Source organism: Paraburkholderia heleia NBRC 101817, from assembly GCF_000739775.1.
GTDB classification, from domain to species: Bacteria; Pseudomonadota; Gammaproteobacteria; order Burkholderiales; family Burkholderiaceae; genus Paraburkholderia; species Paraburkholderia heleia.
Genome location: NZ_BBJH01000007.1, coordinates 280,066 through 295,106 on the forward strand (window position 1 = coordinate 280,066; position 15,041 = coordinate 295,106).

Below are 15,041 nucleotides of genomic sequence, written 5' to 3' on the forward strand. Positions count from 1 at the left end.
AACTCTTAAAGCAAAAGGCCCTATGCGATAGAGCCGAGATACACGATCAGCAAAGACGATGGGGGCAGATCGAAGGCTTCCGCGACACTGTCGATGGCCGATATAAGGGCTTAATAATCAAGCGGAATTTTTCGCTTATTTTTCTCGATCACGCAGAAATTTATTGCAGAGAATAAATCTCACCTCTATGTCAAGAACATTCCTCACACATTTTCAAAAATCCTGCGCAGACACCTCAATTACATTAAAAATTGCCAGATCCTTTTCAGAGAATATTGAATCCCGGATTTTCTGGAACGATACGCGCCTGCATACGCATCGAGGTCGTCACTGCCGGCTTCGAATGGCTTGAGCACCCGTGGACCCAGGCCGCAGCCCGACAAGCTGACTAGAAGGCAATCGAGTATCGCTTCACTGATATGTTCGTGAAGCAGGAGCACGGCTGGCGTGTTGGAGCGGCCCGCGTGCGCCGCGAGACGACGGGCGCCATCTGACGACGGCGCCCGCGCAGGAGAAAAAGCTGGATTACGCGCCGCGGTGGCGACGCCGGTGCGTCAGGGGTTCAGAACGGCTTGATGACAACCAGCGCCACCGCAGCCAGCATGCCGAGCACGGGAAGCTCGTTGAACATGCGATACCACTTGTCGGAGCGGCGGTTTTCGCCGCGCTCGAACGTTTTGAGCAAACGTCCGCAGTACGCGTGATAGATGACGAGCAGCGCCACCACGCCCACTTTCGCGTGGATCCACCCCTGGCCGCGCCCGATCCCCACCACGAGCCACAGCCACAGTCCGCATAGAAGCGCGGGCACGGCGATCATCGTCATGAAGCGGTAGAGCTTGCGCGCCATGATGAGCAGACGTTTGACGGCCGCGGGTTCGGTTTCCATCGCGAGATTCACGAAGATACGCGGCAGATAGAACAGGCCCGCGAACCACGAGGCGATGAGCACGATGTGAAACGTCTTGACCCAGAGCATCGACATTATTTTTTCTTCTTCGTGAGCGATTGTGCAACGGGGCGGCGGGCCAGGCCGTGCGCCGCCTCGTGCGATACGCGATTATTGACGGCCTTCACCGTGACCGAGCACCACGTACTTCAGCGAGGTCAGCCCTTCCAGACCGACCGGGCCGCGCGCGTGCAGCTTGTCGTTCGAGATACCGATCTCCGCACCCAGACCGAACTCGAAACCGTCGGCAAAGCGCGTCGAGGCGTTCACCATCACGCTCGCCGAGTCGACTTCGCGCAGGAAGCGCATGGCGCGGTCGTGGTCTTCGGTGACGATCGCGTCGGTGTGGTGCGACCCATAGGCGTTGATGTGGTCAATCGCGTCGTCGAGCGTGTCGACCACCTTCACCGCCAGCACCGGCGCGAGGTACTCGGTACGCCAGTCCTCTTCGGTCGCATCCACCAGCGGAGCGACACCCGCGTCGGCGAGAATCGAGCGTGCCGCCGCATCCACGCGCAGCTCGACTTCCTTCTCGCGATACAGGCGGCCAAGCGGCGGCAGCACGTCATGCGCAATGCCGCGCGCCACGAGCAGCGTCTCCATCGTGTTGCAGGTGCCGTAGCGGTGCGTCTTGGCGTTGTCGCACACGCTCAGCGCTTTCGCGAGATCGGCGCGGTCGTCCACGTAGACGTGACAGATGCCGTCGAGGTGCTTGATCATCGGTACGCGCGCCTCCGCCATCAGGCGCTCGATCAGGCTCTTGCCGCCGCGCGGCACGATCACGTCCACGAATTCCGTCATCGTGATGAGCTTGCCCACGGCCGCGCGGTCGGCGGTCTCGACCACCTGCACTGCGTCCTGCGGCAATCCCGCCGCCGCCAGCCCTTCGCCAATCAGCTTCGCGAGCGCGGTATTGCATTCGAGCGCCTCGGACCCGCCGCGCAGAATCGTGGCGTTGCCCGACTTCAGGCACAGGGCCGCCGCGTCGATCGTCACGTTCGGCCGCGATTCGTAGATGATGCCGATCACGCCCAGCGGCACGCGCATCTGCCCGACCTGAATGCCGCTCGGGCGGAACTTGAGGTTGCTGATCTCGCCGATGGGGTCCGCCAGCGCCGCGACCTGGCGAAGGCCCTCGACCATCGTCCTGAGCGCCTTGTCCGACAGCGTGAGGCGGTCGATGAACGCCGCGTCGTGACCCTTCTCCTGCGCGCGTGCGAGGTCGCGCGCGTTGGCATCCTTCAAATGCTGCGCGTCGCGCTCGATGGCTTGCGCCACCGCTTCGAGTGCCGCGTTCTTCGCGGCTGTCGAGGCCCGTGCCATCGCGCGCGACGCGTTGCGGGCGCGGCGGCCGAGGCCGGTCATGTACTGGTCGATATCCATGGTGTCTGTCGTCATGCGGCGCGTGAGGCGCAGTCCAATGAACTGCCGGCAGCGCGGTTCGATTCAAAGCGGTTCAGGCCGATTTTAAGGCCAGCCGCCAAGGTTTGCTGGACGTGGCCGGGCGGCACGACAGGCCCATCGGCTGCACGGCAGGTGTAAAGCAGGCGCCGTAGTGCCGGTTCAGGCAAGCGCGGAACGCTTTAGTCTTGCCGGCGCGACGGCCCTGCGGTGCGCGGTCGGGCCGCGGTAGCTGCGGCGGCTGCCGCCACGGCTGGGCTGGCTGGCTGCGCGCGCCCCGGCGCCGCACCAGCACCGGCATGCGCGCCGGCGCGCGCCTGCGCTCCACCGTCGCGAGGCGCGGCCACGGTCATGGCGAGTTCGAACAGGCCATCCCAGGCATCGGGCGGCAGTGCATTGCGCCAGTCGGCGCGCGCTTGCCCCGAAAGGCCCTTGACCTGGCGGTCGAGGCGCGCCGCGAGCGCGAGCCCGCGCTCAAGCGTCGCCTCACTCAGACGCGACAGCGCCGGCCCGATGAGCCGCTCGCGCGGCCCCCACACGCGGTTCTCGCGCAGCAGCATGGCGAGCGGCTTGCCCGCCGCCACGCCGCGCTTGATGCGCAACAACGTACGGATTTCCTCGACCACGGCCCACAGCACCAGCACTGAAGCCTCGCCTTCGCCCTGCAGCCCGTCGAGCATGCGCGCGAGGCGTCCGGCGTCGCCTGTGAGCATCGCTTCGTTGAGCTTGAATACGTCGTAGCGCGCGACGTTGAGCACGGCGTCGTGAATCTGCTCGAAGCTCAGCACGCCTTGTGGATAAAGCAAACCGAGCTTCTGGATTTCCTGATGCGCCGCCAGCAGGTTGCCTTCCACGCGCTCCGCCACGAATTGCAGCGCGCGCCGGCCGTCTTCGCCGGGCGCCACGCGCTGCCCCTGCAGCGCCAGACGCTGGCCGATCCAGTTCGGCAGCGCCGCGCGTTCCACGGGCTCGATCTTCAGCGCAACACCGCTCTCAGCCAACGCCGTGAACCACGCCGACTTCTGCGTGGCGGCGTCGAGGCGAGGCAGCGTGACGAGCATCAGCACGTCGGGATTCGAGGCGGCGGCGAGCGTCTTGAGCGCGTCCGCGCCTTCCTTGCCGGGCTTGCCCGACGGAATGCGCAACTCCACCAGTTGACGATCGCCGAAGAGCGACATCGACTGGCTCGCGCCGAGGAGCGAACTCCAGTCGAAGCCGCGCTCGACGGTGAACACCGAGCGGTCGGTGAAGCCCGCCGCGCGGGCGGCCGCGCGGATGCGGTCGCACGCCTCCTGGGCGAGCAGGTGTTCGTCGCCGTAGACGACGTACAGGCCGGCCAGCCCTTTCGCGAGATGCGGTTCGAGTGCGTCGGGTCGCAGTTGCATGGCGCTCGGTCGAAGATCGCTCAGTAGAGGGAAACCGCGCGCATCACAGCGGCGGCGGCGGCAGCGGCGCGCGCGGCGCGACACCCGGCACGACCTGATCGGGCGTCGGGTTGATCGATTTCAGCACGGCCAGCCGCCGCATGAGCTGGTCGACAGCGTCGTTCTGCATGTCGGTGAACAGCAGATCGGCTTCCTGCGTCTTGGCGGTCGAGAACTGATCGCTGTAGGTCATCGCGCGGTTCAGCGAAATCATGCTCGGCTGGATCAGCACGGTGCCGTCCGGTCTCATTAGCGTGTAGTTCAGCGAATAGTTGACCTGATATTCCACCACCGCGCCGAGCGAATTGAGCGTGAGCGTGCTGAAGCTGCGCCCTTCGGAAACGCGCAGCACGGCGTCGGCGTTGGCCACCGAGTCGACCACGACCGAATCGCTGCCGCCTTCGACCATACGCGAGAGACGCCCGACGAGCGGCGGCGGCGCGCCGACGACGGCGAGGCGCTTGAAGGCGAAGTTCTCCTCGCCGCGCAGCTGGAAGCCGCACGCCGAGAGGGCCAGCGCGCTGCCCGCCACGAGCGGGAACAACCTGAGAAACGATCTGCGAATCACATGGACTCCCTGGGTTCGCGACAGAGTCGCCGGTGTCGGCTGAATGGCGGCGCGCGGTGCTTCGCGCGCCACGCCGCTCAACATGGCCTGGGTTTGCCTCGTTAGACCACGACGTTCACGAGGCGGCCCGGCACGACGATGATCTTCTTCGGTGCGCGGCCTTCCGCAAACTTGACGAACATCTCGTGCGCGAGGGCGGCGGCTTCGATCGCATCCTTCGTCGCGTCCTTCGCCACCGTCACGGCGCCGCGCACCTTGCCGTTCACCTGCAGCACGAGTTCGATCTCGGCCTGCTCCAGCGCCTTTTCGTCGACCTTCGGCCACGGTGCGTCGAGCAGCGTGCCGTATTCGTCGGCGTAACCGAGTGCCTTCCAGAGCTCGAACGCGATGTGCGGCACGACCGGGTACAGCACGCGCAGCAGCACGCCGAACGTTTCGCGCTGCACGCCCGCACCGGCCCCCCTGGCGCCGTCGATGGCGTTGAGCATCTTCATCGCCGCCGAAACGACCGTGTTGTACTGCAGGCGCTGATAGTCGAAGTCGGCCTGCTTGAGCACGCTATAGACTTCGCGGCGCAGCGCCTTCTCGACGTCCGTGAGCGCAGCCGTATCGAACGAGGCGCGCGACTGGATCGCTTCGGCGTTCGCGTGGCCGAAGGCCCACACGCGGCGCAGGAAGCGGCTCGCGCCCTCCACACCGGCGCCCGACCATTCGAGCTGCTGCTCGGGCGGCGCCGCGAACATCGTAAAGAGACGCGCCGTGTCGGCGCCGTACTGATCGATCAACACCTGCGGGTCGACGCCGTTGTTCTTCGACTTCGACATCTTCTCCACGCCGCCCAGCACCACGGCCTGGCCGTCGCTATTGAGCGTCGCGCCAATCGGGCGGCCCTTGTCGTCGTGCGTGACGGTCACGTCGGCCGGGTTGTACCAGGTCTTCTTGCCCGCCGCGTCTTCGCGGTAGAACGTTTCGTTTAGCACCATGCCCTGCGTGAGCAGGTTCTTCGCCGGCTCGCCGAATTTCACGAGGCCGAGGTCGCGCGAAACCTTCGCCCAGAAACGCGAGTACAGCAGGTGAAGAATCGCGTGCTCGATGCCGCCGATGTACTGGTCCATCGGCATCCAGTAGTCGGTGCGCTCGTCGACCATGTTCACGGCGTCCGGTGCGGCGTAGCGGTAGAAGTACCACGACGAGTCCACGAAGGTGTCCATCGTGTCGGTTTCGCGTTTCGCATCGGCGCCGCACGTCGGGCACTTGCAGTTCAGGAAGGCTTCCGACTTCGCGAGCGGGTTGCCCGTGCCGTCCGGCACGAGGTCTTCCGGCAGCACGACCGGCAGGTCCTTTTCCGGCACCGGCACGTCGCCGCAGCTCGGGCAGTGGATGATCGGAATCGGCGTGCCCCAGTAGCGCTGGCGCGAGATGCCCCAGTCGCGCAGACGCCACGTGACCTGCTTGTCGCCGAGGTCGAGCGCCTTGAGGTCGGCTGCGACGGCATCCACCGCCGCCGTGTAGGCGAGGCCGTCGTACTTGCCGCTGTTCACGCACACGGCGCGTTCCTTGTCGCCGTACCATTCCTGCCAGCCGTCGAGCGAGTACGTCTCGCCTTCCGCGGCGACGACCTGCCTGATCGGCAGGTTGTACTTCTGCGCGAACGCGAAATCGCGCTCGTCGTGGCCCGGCACGCCCATCACGGCGCCTTCGCCATAGCTCATCAGCACGTAGTTGCCGATCCACACCGGCACCTGTTCGTGCGTGAGCGGGTGCGTGACGGTAAAGCCCGTGGGCACGCCCTTCTTTTCCATCGTCGCGACGTCGGCCTCCGCCACGCCGCCACGCTTGCACTCGTCGATGAACGCCTGCAGCTCCGGCTTGCCAAGCGCCAGACGCGTGGCGAGCGGATGCTCGGCCGCGATCGCCGCAAAGGTCACGCCCATGATCGTGTCGGCGCGCGTGGTGAACACGCGCAGCAGCTTCTTCTCGCCGTCGAGCTCGTACGGGAAGCCGAAGTTCACGCCGAAGCTCTTGCCGATCCAGTTCTGCTGCATGATCTTCACGCGCTCGGGCCAGCCGAGGCCGTCGAGGTCGTTCAGCAGCTCATCGGCGTACTGCGTGATGCGCAGGTAGTACATCGGGATTTCGCGCTTTTCGACGAGCGCACCCGAGCGCCAGCCGCGCCCGTCGATCACCTGCTCGTTGGCGAGCACGGTCTGATCGACCGGGTCCCAGTTCACCGTGCCGGTCTTCTTGTAGGCGATGCCCTTCTCGAGCATCTTCAGGAAGAACCACTGGTTCCACTTGTAGTAGTCGGGCTTGCAGGTGGCGATTTCGCGCGACCAGTCGATGGCAAGACCCATCGACTGCATCTGGCCCTTCATGTACTCGATATTGTCGTACGTCCACCTGGCCGGCGGCACGCTGTTGGCCATCGCGGCGTTTTCGGCGGGCATGCCGAACGCGTCCCAGCCCATCGGCATCAACGTGTTGTAGCCGTTCATGCGCAGGTAACGGTACATCACGTCGTTGATCGTGTAGTTCCGCACGTGGCCCATGTGCAGCTTGCCCGACGGATACGGCAGCATCGAGACGCAGTAGAACTTGGGCTTGCCGGCCTTCTCGGCCGTCCGGTAAGCGTCGGTGGCGCGCCATTCGCCTTGCGCGGCGGATTCGACGTCGGAGGGAACGTATTTTTCGAGCATGGTGTGGGTGGTGAACGCTGGAAAGCGGGCGGTTTCGGTGCCGGATGCACCGGGCCGGCCGTTCACGATACCGGCAGATTGCGGCGGTTTCGCTGGGCCCGTTTTTAAAGGAAACGTTGATTATACCGTTGACTGGCACGCGCTCAGTCGCGTACTCAATGCGCGCCGGCGGGCGGCTCCGTGACGAAGCCGAGGCGCGTGAGCCCGGCCTGCTGCGCGGCGCCCATGACCTGGGCGATCACGTCGTAGCGCGTCTCGCGCGCGGCGCGCAGTTGCAGTTCGGGCTGCTGCGACTCGGGCTCTTTACCCGCTGCCGTGAAGCGCGCGCGCAGTTCGTCGAGCGTGACGGGCTGGGCGTTCCAGAAGAGCTTGCCGGCGGCGTCGATGGAGAGCGTGACGGTCTGCGCCGTTTGCTGCACCGGCTCGGCGACGACCTTCGGCAAATCGAGCCGGATCGCATGCGTGAAGAGCGGCGCGGTGATGATGAAGATGACGAGCAGCACGAGCATGACGTCGATGAGCGGCGTCATGTTGATCTCCGACATCGGTGCCGCATCGCGCTTCTTTTCGAGTCCGCCGAATGCCATACGCGCTGCCTCCTACGACTCGGCGCGCGCGCCTTCGCGCAGCGCGCCCTGCGCACCTTCGCGGCGCAGCGGCGCGCCTTCGGGCGCGCAGGCATAGGCGTGCAGATCGTGCGCGAAACCGTCGAGATCGTCGCAGAGCTGGCGCACGAGGCGGCCCAGCACGTTATAGGCGAGCACCGCCGGAATCGCGACGACGAGACCGAAGGCCGTCATGATGAGCGCCTCGCCCACCGGGCCGGCCACGTTCTCGATCATCGCCTGGCCGCTCGCGGCGATGCTGCCGAGCGCGTGGTAGATGCCCCAGACGGTGCCGAGCAGACCGACGAACGGCGCCGTGCTGCCCACCGAGGCGAGCAGGACCTGCCCGAACTCGAGGCGCCGCTGCGACGCCTGCAGCGCGCCGCGCAGCGCACGCAGCACGCGCTCGCCGCGATCCACGCGCGCGAGCAGCATGCCGGGCGCCTCGGCTTCCTCGGCGGCGAGCGCCGCCTGCGCGAGCGGCAGGAACACGCGCTCGCGGTCGAGCGCACGCATGGCGGCAACACCGTCTGCGAGCGTGCGCCCCTGCCAGAAGCGCGCCACGGCGCGCGGCCCCTGGCGCTTCGCGCGCAGCAGGATCCAGCTCTTGATGATGAGAAAACACCAGCTCGCGACCGACATGGCGAGCAATACCCACGCAACCGCATGGGTGACCGCGTCGCCCGTCTGCAGATAGTGAATGACTCCGGAACTCGCGGCCATCGGACCTCGCTCACTGTCGGTCCGGCGCGGGCGCCGGACCGTAGGGGAAACGCTCAGCGCAGGCCGAGCACGTCCTGCATATCGTACAGGCCATGGGCCTTGTCCTGCAGAAAGCGCGCGGCGCGCACGCTGCCCTGCGCATAGGAAAGGCGGCTCGAGGACTTGTGCGTGATCTCGATGCGCTCGCCAATGCCTGCGAACAGCACCGTATGATCGCCGACGATATCGCCGCCGCGAATCGCCGAAAACCCGATCGCCGAAGGGTCGCGCTCGCCCGTCACGCCTTCGCGACCGTACACGGCGCATTCGTCGAGATTGCGGCCGAGCGCGTGCGCCACGGCCTCGCCCATCGCAAGCGCGGTGCCCGAGGGCGCGTCGACCTTGTGGCGATGATGCGCCTCGATGATCTCGATGTCGTAGCCGGTCTCGAAAAAGCGCGCCGCGTATTCGAGCAGCTTGAGCGTGACGTTCACGCCCACGCTCATGTTGGCCGCGAACACGATGCCGACCTTTTGCGCGGCGGCACCGAGCTGCGCCTTTTGCTGGGCGTCGAAGCCGGTCGTGCCGATCACCATCTTCACGCCGTGGCGCTGGGCCGCCTCGAGATGCACGAGCGTGCCTTCGGGGCGCGTGAAGTCGATCAGGCAGTCGCTTTGCGCGAAGACCTGCTCGATGTCGTCGGTGACGCGCACGCCGGTGTCCTTGCCGAGGAACGCGCCAGCGTCCTGGCCGACGGCGGCCGAGCCTTTGCGCACGAGCGCGCCCGAGAGCGTGACGTCGGGCGAATTCAGGACGGTTTCGATGAGCATGCGGCCCATGCGGCCCGATGCCCCGGCGATTGCGATTTTCATGAGTCTTCCTGCCAATGTGTCGCTGGCCGCGGTGCCGGGTGCCACCTGGCGCCACGAAGCGCCGCCGCCAAAAAACGCGGCGGCCGGTAGTGACCCCCGGCCGCCGGATCGAAGCGTGGCGCGCCTCGCGCACCCCGCTCTGCCTGTCTTACCGGCTGGGTTTGCCGGATCAGTTGCTCGGGGCCGCAGCAGCCCCGGAAGCCGGCACCGTGGGCGGCGCGGCGAGCGACGAATCCCGCGCGGGGCCCGACGGCGCCGCATTGGTGTCGCCGGTGCCTTGCGCGCCAGCGGTCGGGCCGACCGGGTTGCTCGGCGGCACGCCCTGGATTTGCGGCTGCGGCTGGCGATGCAACTGAACCTGCGAGGGCATCGTGCCGACGTTCTGCGGCAGCGCCGACGATTGCGGGTTGCCCGCGCGCACCGAAGGCGTGAGACCGGCAGGCGTCTGCACGGCTTCCGTGGCGCGGTTCGCGGCGGCGGCCGCCTGCGCGTTGGCATCCTGCGGCAGCGCGTTGGTGGCGGTGCCGAGTTCGGACGACGGCGTGCGCGCCGTGTCGCCAACCGTCGGGCCTGTCGCGCTCGAAGCCTGGTCGGGCGCGCCTGCTGCAGCCGCCACCGGCGCCGAAGCGCCCGACGCGGGCGCAGCCGCGACGGCCTTCTTCTTGCCGCTGCGGTCACCGTCGATTTCGGCGAGCAGTTCGAGATTCGACGGCAGGTCTTCACCGCCCGACCAGCTCGCTACGCGGTCGCCTTCGAACAGCACGACGAAGTCGCGCTGCTGGACCACGGCGGTCGAGCCGCGCTTGAAATAGAAGATGTAGTCCCAGCGGTTCGCATGGAACATGTCGGTGAGGAGCGGCGTGCCGAGCAGCTGCTTGACCTCGGCGCGCGACATGCCCACCTTCATTTGCGCCGCGGCTTCCGCCGAGACGAAATTGCCTTGCACGATGGTAATGCGGTAAGGCGTAATGCTCTGGGCGATGCGCTGCGTCACGCTGTTGTAGGTGGAACAGCCGGCGAGCGCCGCGAACGCGGCCGCAGCCAGCAGGGTGCACGCCAGGCGGCCGCCGTGCATGCGCCGGCCGATCGTTGTGAATTCTGGAATCATTTCCCTCACCGTGCGGGCTTTTCGCGAAGCCGCGCGTATTCTGTAGAAGATCGTTCGAAGTTCTGGCGAAAATGCCCGGAACGGTAAAAACGCATTAACATAACAACCTGGCATTGTACTCCAGGGACTTATCGTCATGACCAATCCAACCGATCTCAAGAACATCGGCCTCAAGGCGACACTGCCTCGCCTCAAGATCCTGGAGATTTTTCAGCACAGCGCGGTGCGCCACCTGACCGCGGAAGACGTCTATCGCAACCTGCTGAACGAGGAGCTCGACATCGGCCTCGCCACGGTCTACCGGGTCCTCACGCAGTTCGAGCAGGCCGGGTTGCTCACGCGCAGCAACTTCGAATCGGGCAAGGCGGTGTTCGAGCTGAACGAGGGTAGTCACCACGACCATCTCGTTTGTCTCGACTGCGGCATCGTTGAAGAATTCTTCGACCCCGAAATCGAAAAGCGCCAGCAGCTGATCGCCACGGAGCGCGGCTTCAAGCTCCAGGAGCACGCGCTCGCCCTGTACGGCGCCTGCACGAAGGAAAACTGCCCGCACCGCAAGCACTGAGCGCTTGCGGCTTGCAGGCCGCAGAAAAGGAAACGCCACGGCAGATCTGCCGTGGCGTTTTCGTTTGGGCAAGCCGGTCTCCGGGAGGAGCCGGATGCACCTCAGGCGGGCACGAGCACCGTGTCGGCTTGCGCAAGCAGTCGGGGCTCCCCGAGCACGATCTCGTCGCAGTTCGGCTGTGTACCGCCGCGGTCGATCACCACGAAATCGCTCACGCGCCCGAAAGCGAGCAACGGGTGATGCCAGACGCCTTTGGCGTAATTGACGCCCTGCCCGCGCCCGGCCCAGAACGCGCGCAGCCCGGCCGGATCGAACGCGCCCGCAGGTGCGACCACCACCGCGTAGCCCGCGTCGCCGAGCGGCACGAACGCCTGGCTGCCTAGCGGATGCCGCTCCATCATCGCGATCTCGACGGGCCACGCGCGCGGCTGGGCGCGAAACACGCTGACGATGGGCCGGCCGCCCGCCTCGTGCACGTCGATGGCGGCGAGATCGTGAAAGCGCTCGGTCGTGCCGCCGTTGATCGGAAAGTGGCGCGCGCCTTCGAGTTCGATGACGTCGCCGAACGGCGCGAACGCCTCGCGCGTCAAGGGTTCCAGGTGCAGGATCTGCATCGCGGCTCCTCGCTCAGACCGGTTCGCCCCACAGGCGCAGGCGCGAGACGCCGCCGTCCGGAAAGATGTTGAAACGCACGTGCGTGACCGGGCCGAGCGCGGCAATCGCGCTCTCGAACACGTGCTGCTGGTCCATGTCGAGCTTTTGCTCGCCGAGCAGTTCCGGCCAGAACATCGCCTGGGTGACGAGCGAATCGTCGGTGCCGCCCGTCACGCTCGCCGCCTGCAGCGAGCAGCGGTCCGGGTAGTTGCCCTTGAAGTGCGCCGTGTCGACTTCGATCTTGCGGATGATGCCGGGCCGCGCAAGCGCGACGATGGCCCAGTCGTTGCCCGGTTCGCGGCGGCGCCGCGTTTCCCAGCCGTCGCCCATGTTCACGCCGCGGCCAGGCATCAGGATGGCGGAAGCGAGCCCGAAGTGCTGATTGTTGGCCGCGACGAGATACGCGCCGTTTTCGATCGCCGCGAGATCGACGAGGCTGCCGCGCTCCACCGTGACCCAGTCGCGCCGGGGCTGACCGTACACGCGCAGACGCGCGAGCCCGCCGTCGGGAAAGAGATTCACGCGCAGATGCGTGAACGCACGCGTATCGCTCACTTCGACGTAGTGGTGCTGGTTGCCCTGCAAGGTCGTCGCCGGGACGATGGTCTGCCAGTCGGCGGCGTCGCCGGGCGTTTCGTCGCCGCCCAGCTGCGCGTGGCACGCCTCGATCGAAGCCGCCGGCGGAAAGTTGCCCGTGAAGTGGCTCGTGTCGAGATCGAGGCCGCAAATCACGCCCGGGCGCGCGAGACGCACGATGCAGAAGTCGTGGCCCGTCGTGCGCTTGCGGCGCGTTTCCCAGCCGTCCATCCATTTGCCGTGATCGTCGTATTTGCCGGGGATGAAGACCGCGGGCTGCGGCTCGAGCATGCGCTCCTTCGGCGCGAAGAACTCGTCGCTCGCGAACAGCGCGCGGGCGCCCAGACGCGGATCGGCGAGGTTCATGTAGCGGCGCGTGAAGGCGGGAGCATTGGGGTCGAGAGTCGGAATGGCCATGATGGTGTCGAACGCTTGAGTTTGTCAGTTGATCGAAACAAAGCGGTGCGGTACACACCGCGTGGGTTCAGGCATGCGCGTGCTTGCCGCCGAGCGCGCTGTCTTCGCCATGCGCGGTGTCGGCATCGCTGTCGCCTGTGGGTACGTAGAGAAAGCCTTCGTCGAGGTTCAGCACGCGCCTCGCGCGCACCTTGTCGATGTCGTGCTCCCACACCGCGACCACCACCGTCGCGACGCAGTTGCCGATCAGGTTGGTGAGCGCGCGGGCAATGCCGACGAACCAGTCCACCGGCAGGATCAGCACGAGGCCGAGCACCGGAATCGCGGGAATGGCGGAAAGCGTGGCGGCGAGAATCACGATCGCCGAGCCGGGAATGCCGTGCGCGCCCTTCGAGGTGATGAGCGACACCAGCACGACCACGATGAGGTCGTGCATCGACAGCGGCGTGTTGGTCGCCTGCGCGATGAAGATCACGGCGAGCGTGAGGTAGATCGAAAAGCCATCGAGATTGAACGAGTAGCCCGTCGGGATCACGAGGCCCACCGTGGAATCCTTCACGCCCATCCATTCGAGCTTGCGCATGACCTGCGGCAGCACGGCGTCGGACGAGGCGGTGCCGAGCACGATCGAGAGCTCTTCGCGCAGGTAGCGGATCAGCTTGAACACGCTGAAGCCCGCGAGGCGCATGACGATGCCGAGCACGAGCGCAACGAACACGATGCAGCTGGCGTAGAACACGATCACGAGCAGCCCGAGTTGCTTGAGCGATGCCACGCCGTACGTACCGGTCGTGAACGCGATCGCACCGAGCACGCCGAGCGGCGCGAGCTTGATGATGAAGCCCATCACCCGGAAGAACACCTGCGCGAGTTCGTCGATCAGGCTGTTCACGCGCTGTGCCTTCGGGCCGAGCAGCGAGAGCGCGCTGCCGAACAGCACCGAGAACACGAGGATCTGCAGGATGTCGCCCTTCGCGAAGGCGTCGAAGGCGGTGTCGGGAATGATCTTCAGCAGGAAGCCCGCGGTGTCCTTCAGGCTCTTGGCGTGCTCGGTGTAGGTCGCCAGCGACGCGGCATCGAGCGAATGCAGATCCACGTTCATGCCGGCGCCCGGACGCGTGAGATACGCGAGCACGGCGCCGATCACGAGCGCGAGGGTCGTCATCGCCTCGAAGTACACCACCGACTTCAGGCCGACGCGGCCCACCTTCTTGAGGTCGCCCGCGTGGGCCATGCCGCTCACGACCACGCAGAACACAATGGGCCCGATCACCATCTTGATGAGCTTGAGAAAGCCGTCGCCGAGCGGGCGCAGCGACTGGGCGAAATGGGGAAACGCCGCGCCTGCCACGATGCCCAGTACGAGGGCGATCACCACGCGGCCAAACAGCGAATTGAAGAACTTCGTCACGACTTTCTCCTTTGCGGCCAGAGCTGGCGCTTGAGCGGCTTACTCTGGCTCCATGCAACGCACTAAGTGAGGGGGGAGCAGGCAACTGTTCTGACTGGTCTGACCAGCACTGTTATGGCGGATAGTAGAAAGCCGATATACCGGAGTCAAGGTTGGGAAGTGCGGTGTTTACCCTTGTGCGGTCTGACCAGTTTGCGGGCCGGAGCGCTACGCCTTATCCGGCGGCACGCGGGCGTTGACACGATGCATCATGCGGGTGCGCTGGGCAGGACTACAATACCGGTCAGACCACGCGAATGCTGCCCGCGCCATCCGATGAAGAACGTCCCGCACACCGTCACCGACGCCGCCGTCGCCACGATCCGCGAACGGATCGAGGGCGGCCTGTATCCGGTCGGCAGCCTGCTGCCGGCGCAGCGGCAGCTTTCCGGGGAACTGGCGATCAGCCGCGCGTCGCTGCGCGAAGCGCTCTCGACGCTCGAAGCGCTCGGCATGCTGTCGATCCGCGCCGGCAAAGGTGTGTACGTGACGAGCGCGCAGGCCACGAATGCTCACCCGTGGCGCTTCGCCGATCAGTCGTCGCTGCCCGACACCTACCAGATGCGCTACGCGCTCGAAGGCTTCGCCGCGCGCATGGCGGCGCTCGCCATCTCCGACGCCGACGTCGCGTGGCTCGAAGCGAACACCGAGGCGTTGCACGGCGCCCTCGCCTGCGACGAACTCGACGAAGCCGCGCAGCTCGACTTCGAATTCCACATGCGGATCGTGAACCTCGCCGGCAATGCAGCGATCGAATCGATCCTGCGCAGCAGCGCCGACATCATGAAAGAGAGCCAGCGCATGCCGTTCTACCGGCGCGAGCGCGTGCTCTCCACGCATCGCGAGCACGTCCTGATCGTGGCGGCGCTGAAGGCGCGCGACCCGGCGGCGGCCGGCGAGGCGATCGAGGCGCACATCGCCAACGCGGCACAACGCGCGGGCGTGTACTTCCCCACTCCGCCCGCGTTCGCCGCCGCGTCCCAAAGCGCCATCGAAAAATAAGGACAAAAAAAACCGCTCCGAGGAGCGGTTTTTCATGCGGCGCAGAGCGTGC

General features: G+C 66.2%; 14 protein-coding genes. 2 read left to right on the forward strand and 12 right to left on the reverse strand.

What is annotated here, in order from left to right; all coding sequences use genetic code 11:
- Window positions 1-562 precede the first annotated feature (562 nt).
- The 9 genes from BHE01S_RS08490 to BHE01S_RS08530 all read right to left on the reverse strand — a co-directional run bounded on the left by BHE01S_RS08490 (window position 563) and on the right by BHE01S_RS08530 (window position 10,325).
- Window positions 563-985: a CopD family protein gene (locus BHE01S_RS08490; protein WP_157025230.1), complete on the reverse strand. Its 423-nt coding sequence runs from the start codon at window positions 983-985 to the stop codon at window positions 563-565.
- 75 nt (window positions 986-1,060) lie between these two features.
- Window positions 1,061-2,332 (reverse strand): glutamate-5-semialdehyde dehydrogenase, encoded by a 1,272-nt coding sequence (locus tag BHE01S_RS08495; protein WP_042262791.1) that lies wholly within the window; start codon window positions 2,330-2,332, stop codon window positions 1,061-1,063.
- Window positions 2,333-2,532: 200 nt separating this feature from the next.
- Window positions 2,533-3,735 carry a DNA polymerase III subunit delta gene (holA, locus tag BHE01S_RS08500; RefSeq protein ID WP_042262793.1) on the reverse strand — a complete coding sequence of 401 codons (1,203 nt, stop codon included), beginning with the start codon at window positions 3,733-3,735 and terminating at the stop codon, window positions 2,533-2,535.
- A gap of 43 nt (window positions 3,736-3,778) precedes the next feature.
- Entirely contained in the window at window positions 3,779-4,342 is a 564-nt protein-coding gene (locus BHE01S_RS08505) for an LPS-assembly lipoprotein LptE (RefSeq protein WP_042262795.1), read from the reverse strand.
- A 101-nt stretch (window positions 4,343-4,443) separates the two neighbouring features.
- Window positions 4,444-7,038 (reverse strand): leucine--tRNA ligase, encoded by a 2,595-nt coding sequence (leuS, locus tag BHE01S_RS08510; RefSeq protein WP_042262595.1) that lies wholly within the window; start codon window positions 7,036-7,038, stop codon window positions 4,444-4,446.
- Between the two features lie 155 nt (window positions 7,039-7,193).
- Window positions 7,194-7,625: an ExbD/TolR family protein gene (locus BHE01S_RS08515; RefSeq protein ID WP_042262597.1), complete on the reverse strand. Its 432-nt coding sequence runs from the start codon at window positions 7,623-7,625 to the stop codon at window positions 7,194-7,196.
- Window positions 7,626-7,637: 12 nt separating this feature from the next.
- Window positions 7,638-8,366 carry a MotA/TolQ/ExbB proton channel family protein gene (locus BHE01S_RS08520; RefSeq protein ID WP_042262599.1) on the reverse strand — a complete coding sequence of 243 codons (729 nt, stop codon included), beginning with the start codon at window positions 8,364-8,366 and terminating at the stop codon, window positions 7,638-7,640.
- A gap of 53 nt (window positions 8,367-8,419) precedes the next feature.
- Window positions 8,420-9,217, reverse strand: a complete 798-nt coding sequence (dapB, locus tag BHE01S_RS08525; protein ID WP_042262601.1) for a 4-hydroxy-tetrahydrodipicolinate reductase — start codon at window positions 9,215-9,217, stop codon at window positions 8,420-8,422.
- Window positions 9,218-9,386: 169 nt separating this feature from the next.
- Entirely contained in the window at window positions 9,387-10,325 is a 939-nt protein-coding gene (locus BHE01S_RS08530) for an outer membrane protein assembly factor BamE (protein WP_042262602.1), read from the reverse strand.
- Window positions 10,326-10,461: 136 nt separating this feature from the next.
- Between BHE01S_RS08530 and fur the strand changes: the two genes are divergently transcribed.
- Complete coding sequence (gene fur, locus BHE01S_RS08535) at window positions 10,462-10,890, forward strand: ferric iron uptake transcriptional regulator (protein ID WP_042262604.1); 429 nt, start codon at window positions 10,462-10,464, stop codon at window positions 10,888-10,890.
- Between the two features lie 101 nt (window positions 10,891-10,991).
- Here fur and BHE01S_RS08540 read toward each other — a convergent pair whose 3' ends face one another.
- From BHE01S_RS08540 to BHE01S_RS08550, 3 genes are all read right to left on the reverse strand, one after another.
- The gene (locus tag BHE01S_RS08540; protein WP_042262605.1) at window positions 10,992-11,504 is read right to left on the reverse strand and encodes an ureidoglycolate lyase; all 513 of its coding nucleotides are present in this window, start codon (window positions 11,502-11,504) and stop codon (window positions 10,992-10,994) included.
- A gap of 13 nt (window positions 11,505-11,517) precedes the next feature.
- Window positions 11,518-12,537 carry an allantoicase gene (alc, locus tag BHE01S_RS08545; RefSeq protein WP_042262607.1) on the reverse strand — a complete coding sequence of 340 codons (1,020 nt, stop codon included), beginning with the start codon at window positions 12,535-12,537 and terminating at the stop codon, window positions 11,518-11,520.
- Between the two features lie 67 nt (window positions 12,538-12,604).
- Window positions 12,605-13,948 carry a C4-dicarboxylate transporter DctA gene (locus tag BHE01S_RS08550; protein WP_042262611.1) on the reverse strand — a complete coding sequence of 448 codons (1,344 nt, stop codon included), beginning with the start codon at window positions 13,946-13,948 and terminating at the stop codon, window positions 12,605-12,607.
- Between the two features lie 315 nt (window positions 13,949-14,263).
- Between BHE01S_RS08550 and BHE01S_RS08555 the strand changes: the two genes are divergently transcribed.
- A complete protein-coding gene (locus tag BHE01S_RS08555) occupies window positions 14,264-14,989 on the forward strand; it encodes a FadR/GntR family transcriptional regulator (protein WP_042262613.1) in 726 nt (241 codons plus the stop codon).
- Window positions 14,990-15,041: the final 52 nt, after the last annotated feature.

Coding starts and splice junctions, on each gene's coding strand:
- holA (WP_042262793.1), bottom strand. CDS start 3,735: ATGCAACTGCGACCCGACGCACTCGAACCGCATCTCGCGAAAGGGCTG.
- fur (WP_042262604.1), top strand. CDS start 10,462: ATGACCAATCCAACCGATCTCAAGAACATCGGCCTCAAGGCGACACTG.
- alc (WP_042262607.1), bottom strand. CDS start 12,537: ATGGCCATTCCGACTCTCGACCCCAATGCTCCCGCCTTCACGCGCCGC.
- BHE01S_RS08555 (WP_042262613.1), top strand. CDS start 14,264: ATGAAGAACGTCCCGCACACCGTCACCGACGCCGCCGTCGCCACGATC.
- BHE01S_RS08540 (WP_042262605.1), bottom strand. CDS start 11,504: ATGCAGATCCTGCACCTGGAACCCTTGACGCGCGAGGCGTTCGCGCCG.
- BHE01S_RS08520 (WP_042262599.1), bottom strand. CDS start 8,366: ATGGCCGCGAGTTCCGGAGTCATTCACTATCTGCAGACGGGCGACGCG.
- dapB (WP_042262601.1), bottom strand. CDS start 9,217: ATGAAAATCGCAATCGCCGGGGCATCGGGCCGCATGGGCCGCATGCTC.
- BHE01S_RS08490 (WP_157025230.1), bottom strand. CDS start 985: ATGTCGATGCTCTGGGTCAAGACGTTTCACATCGTGCTCATCGCCTCG.
- leuS (WP_042262595.1), bottom strand. CDS start 7,038: ATGCTCGAAAAATACGTTCCCTCCGACGTCGAATCCGCCGCGCAAGGC.
- BHE01S_RS08515 (WP_042262597.1), bottom strand. CDS start 7,625: ATGGCATTCGGCGGACTCGAAAAGAAGCGCGATGCGGCACCGATGTCG.
- BHE01S_RS08530 (WP_042262602.1), bottom strand. CDS start 10,325: ATGATTCCAGAATTCACAACGATCGGCCGGCGCATGCACGGCGGCCGC.
- BHE01S_RS08495 (WP_042262791.1), bottom strand. CDS start 2,332: ATGGATATCGACCAGTACATGACCGGCCTCGGCCGCCGCGCCCGCAAC.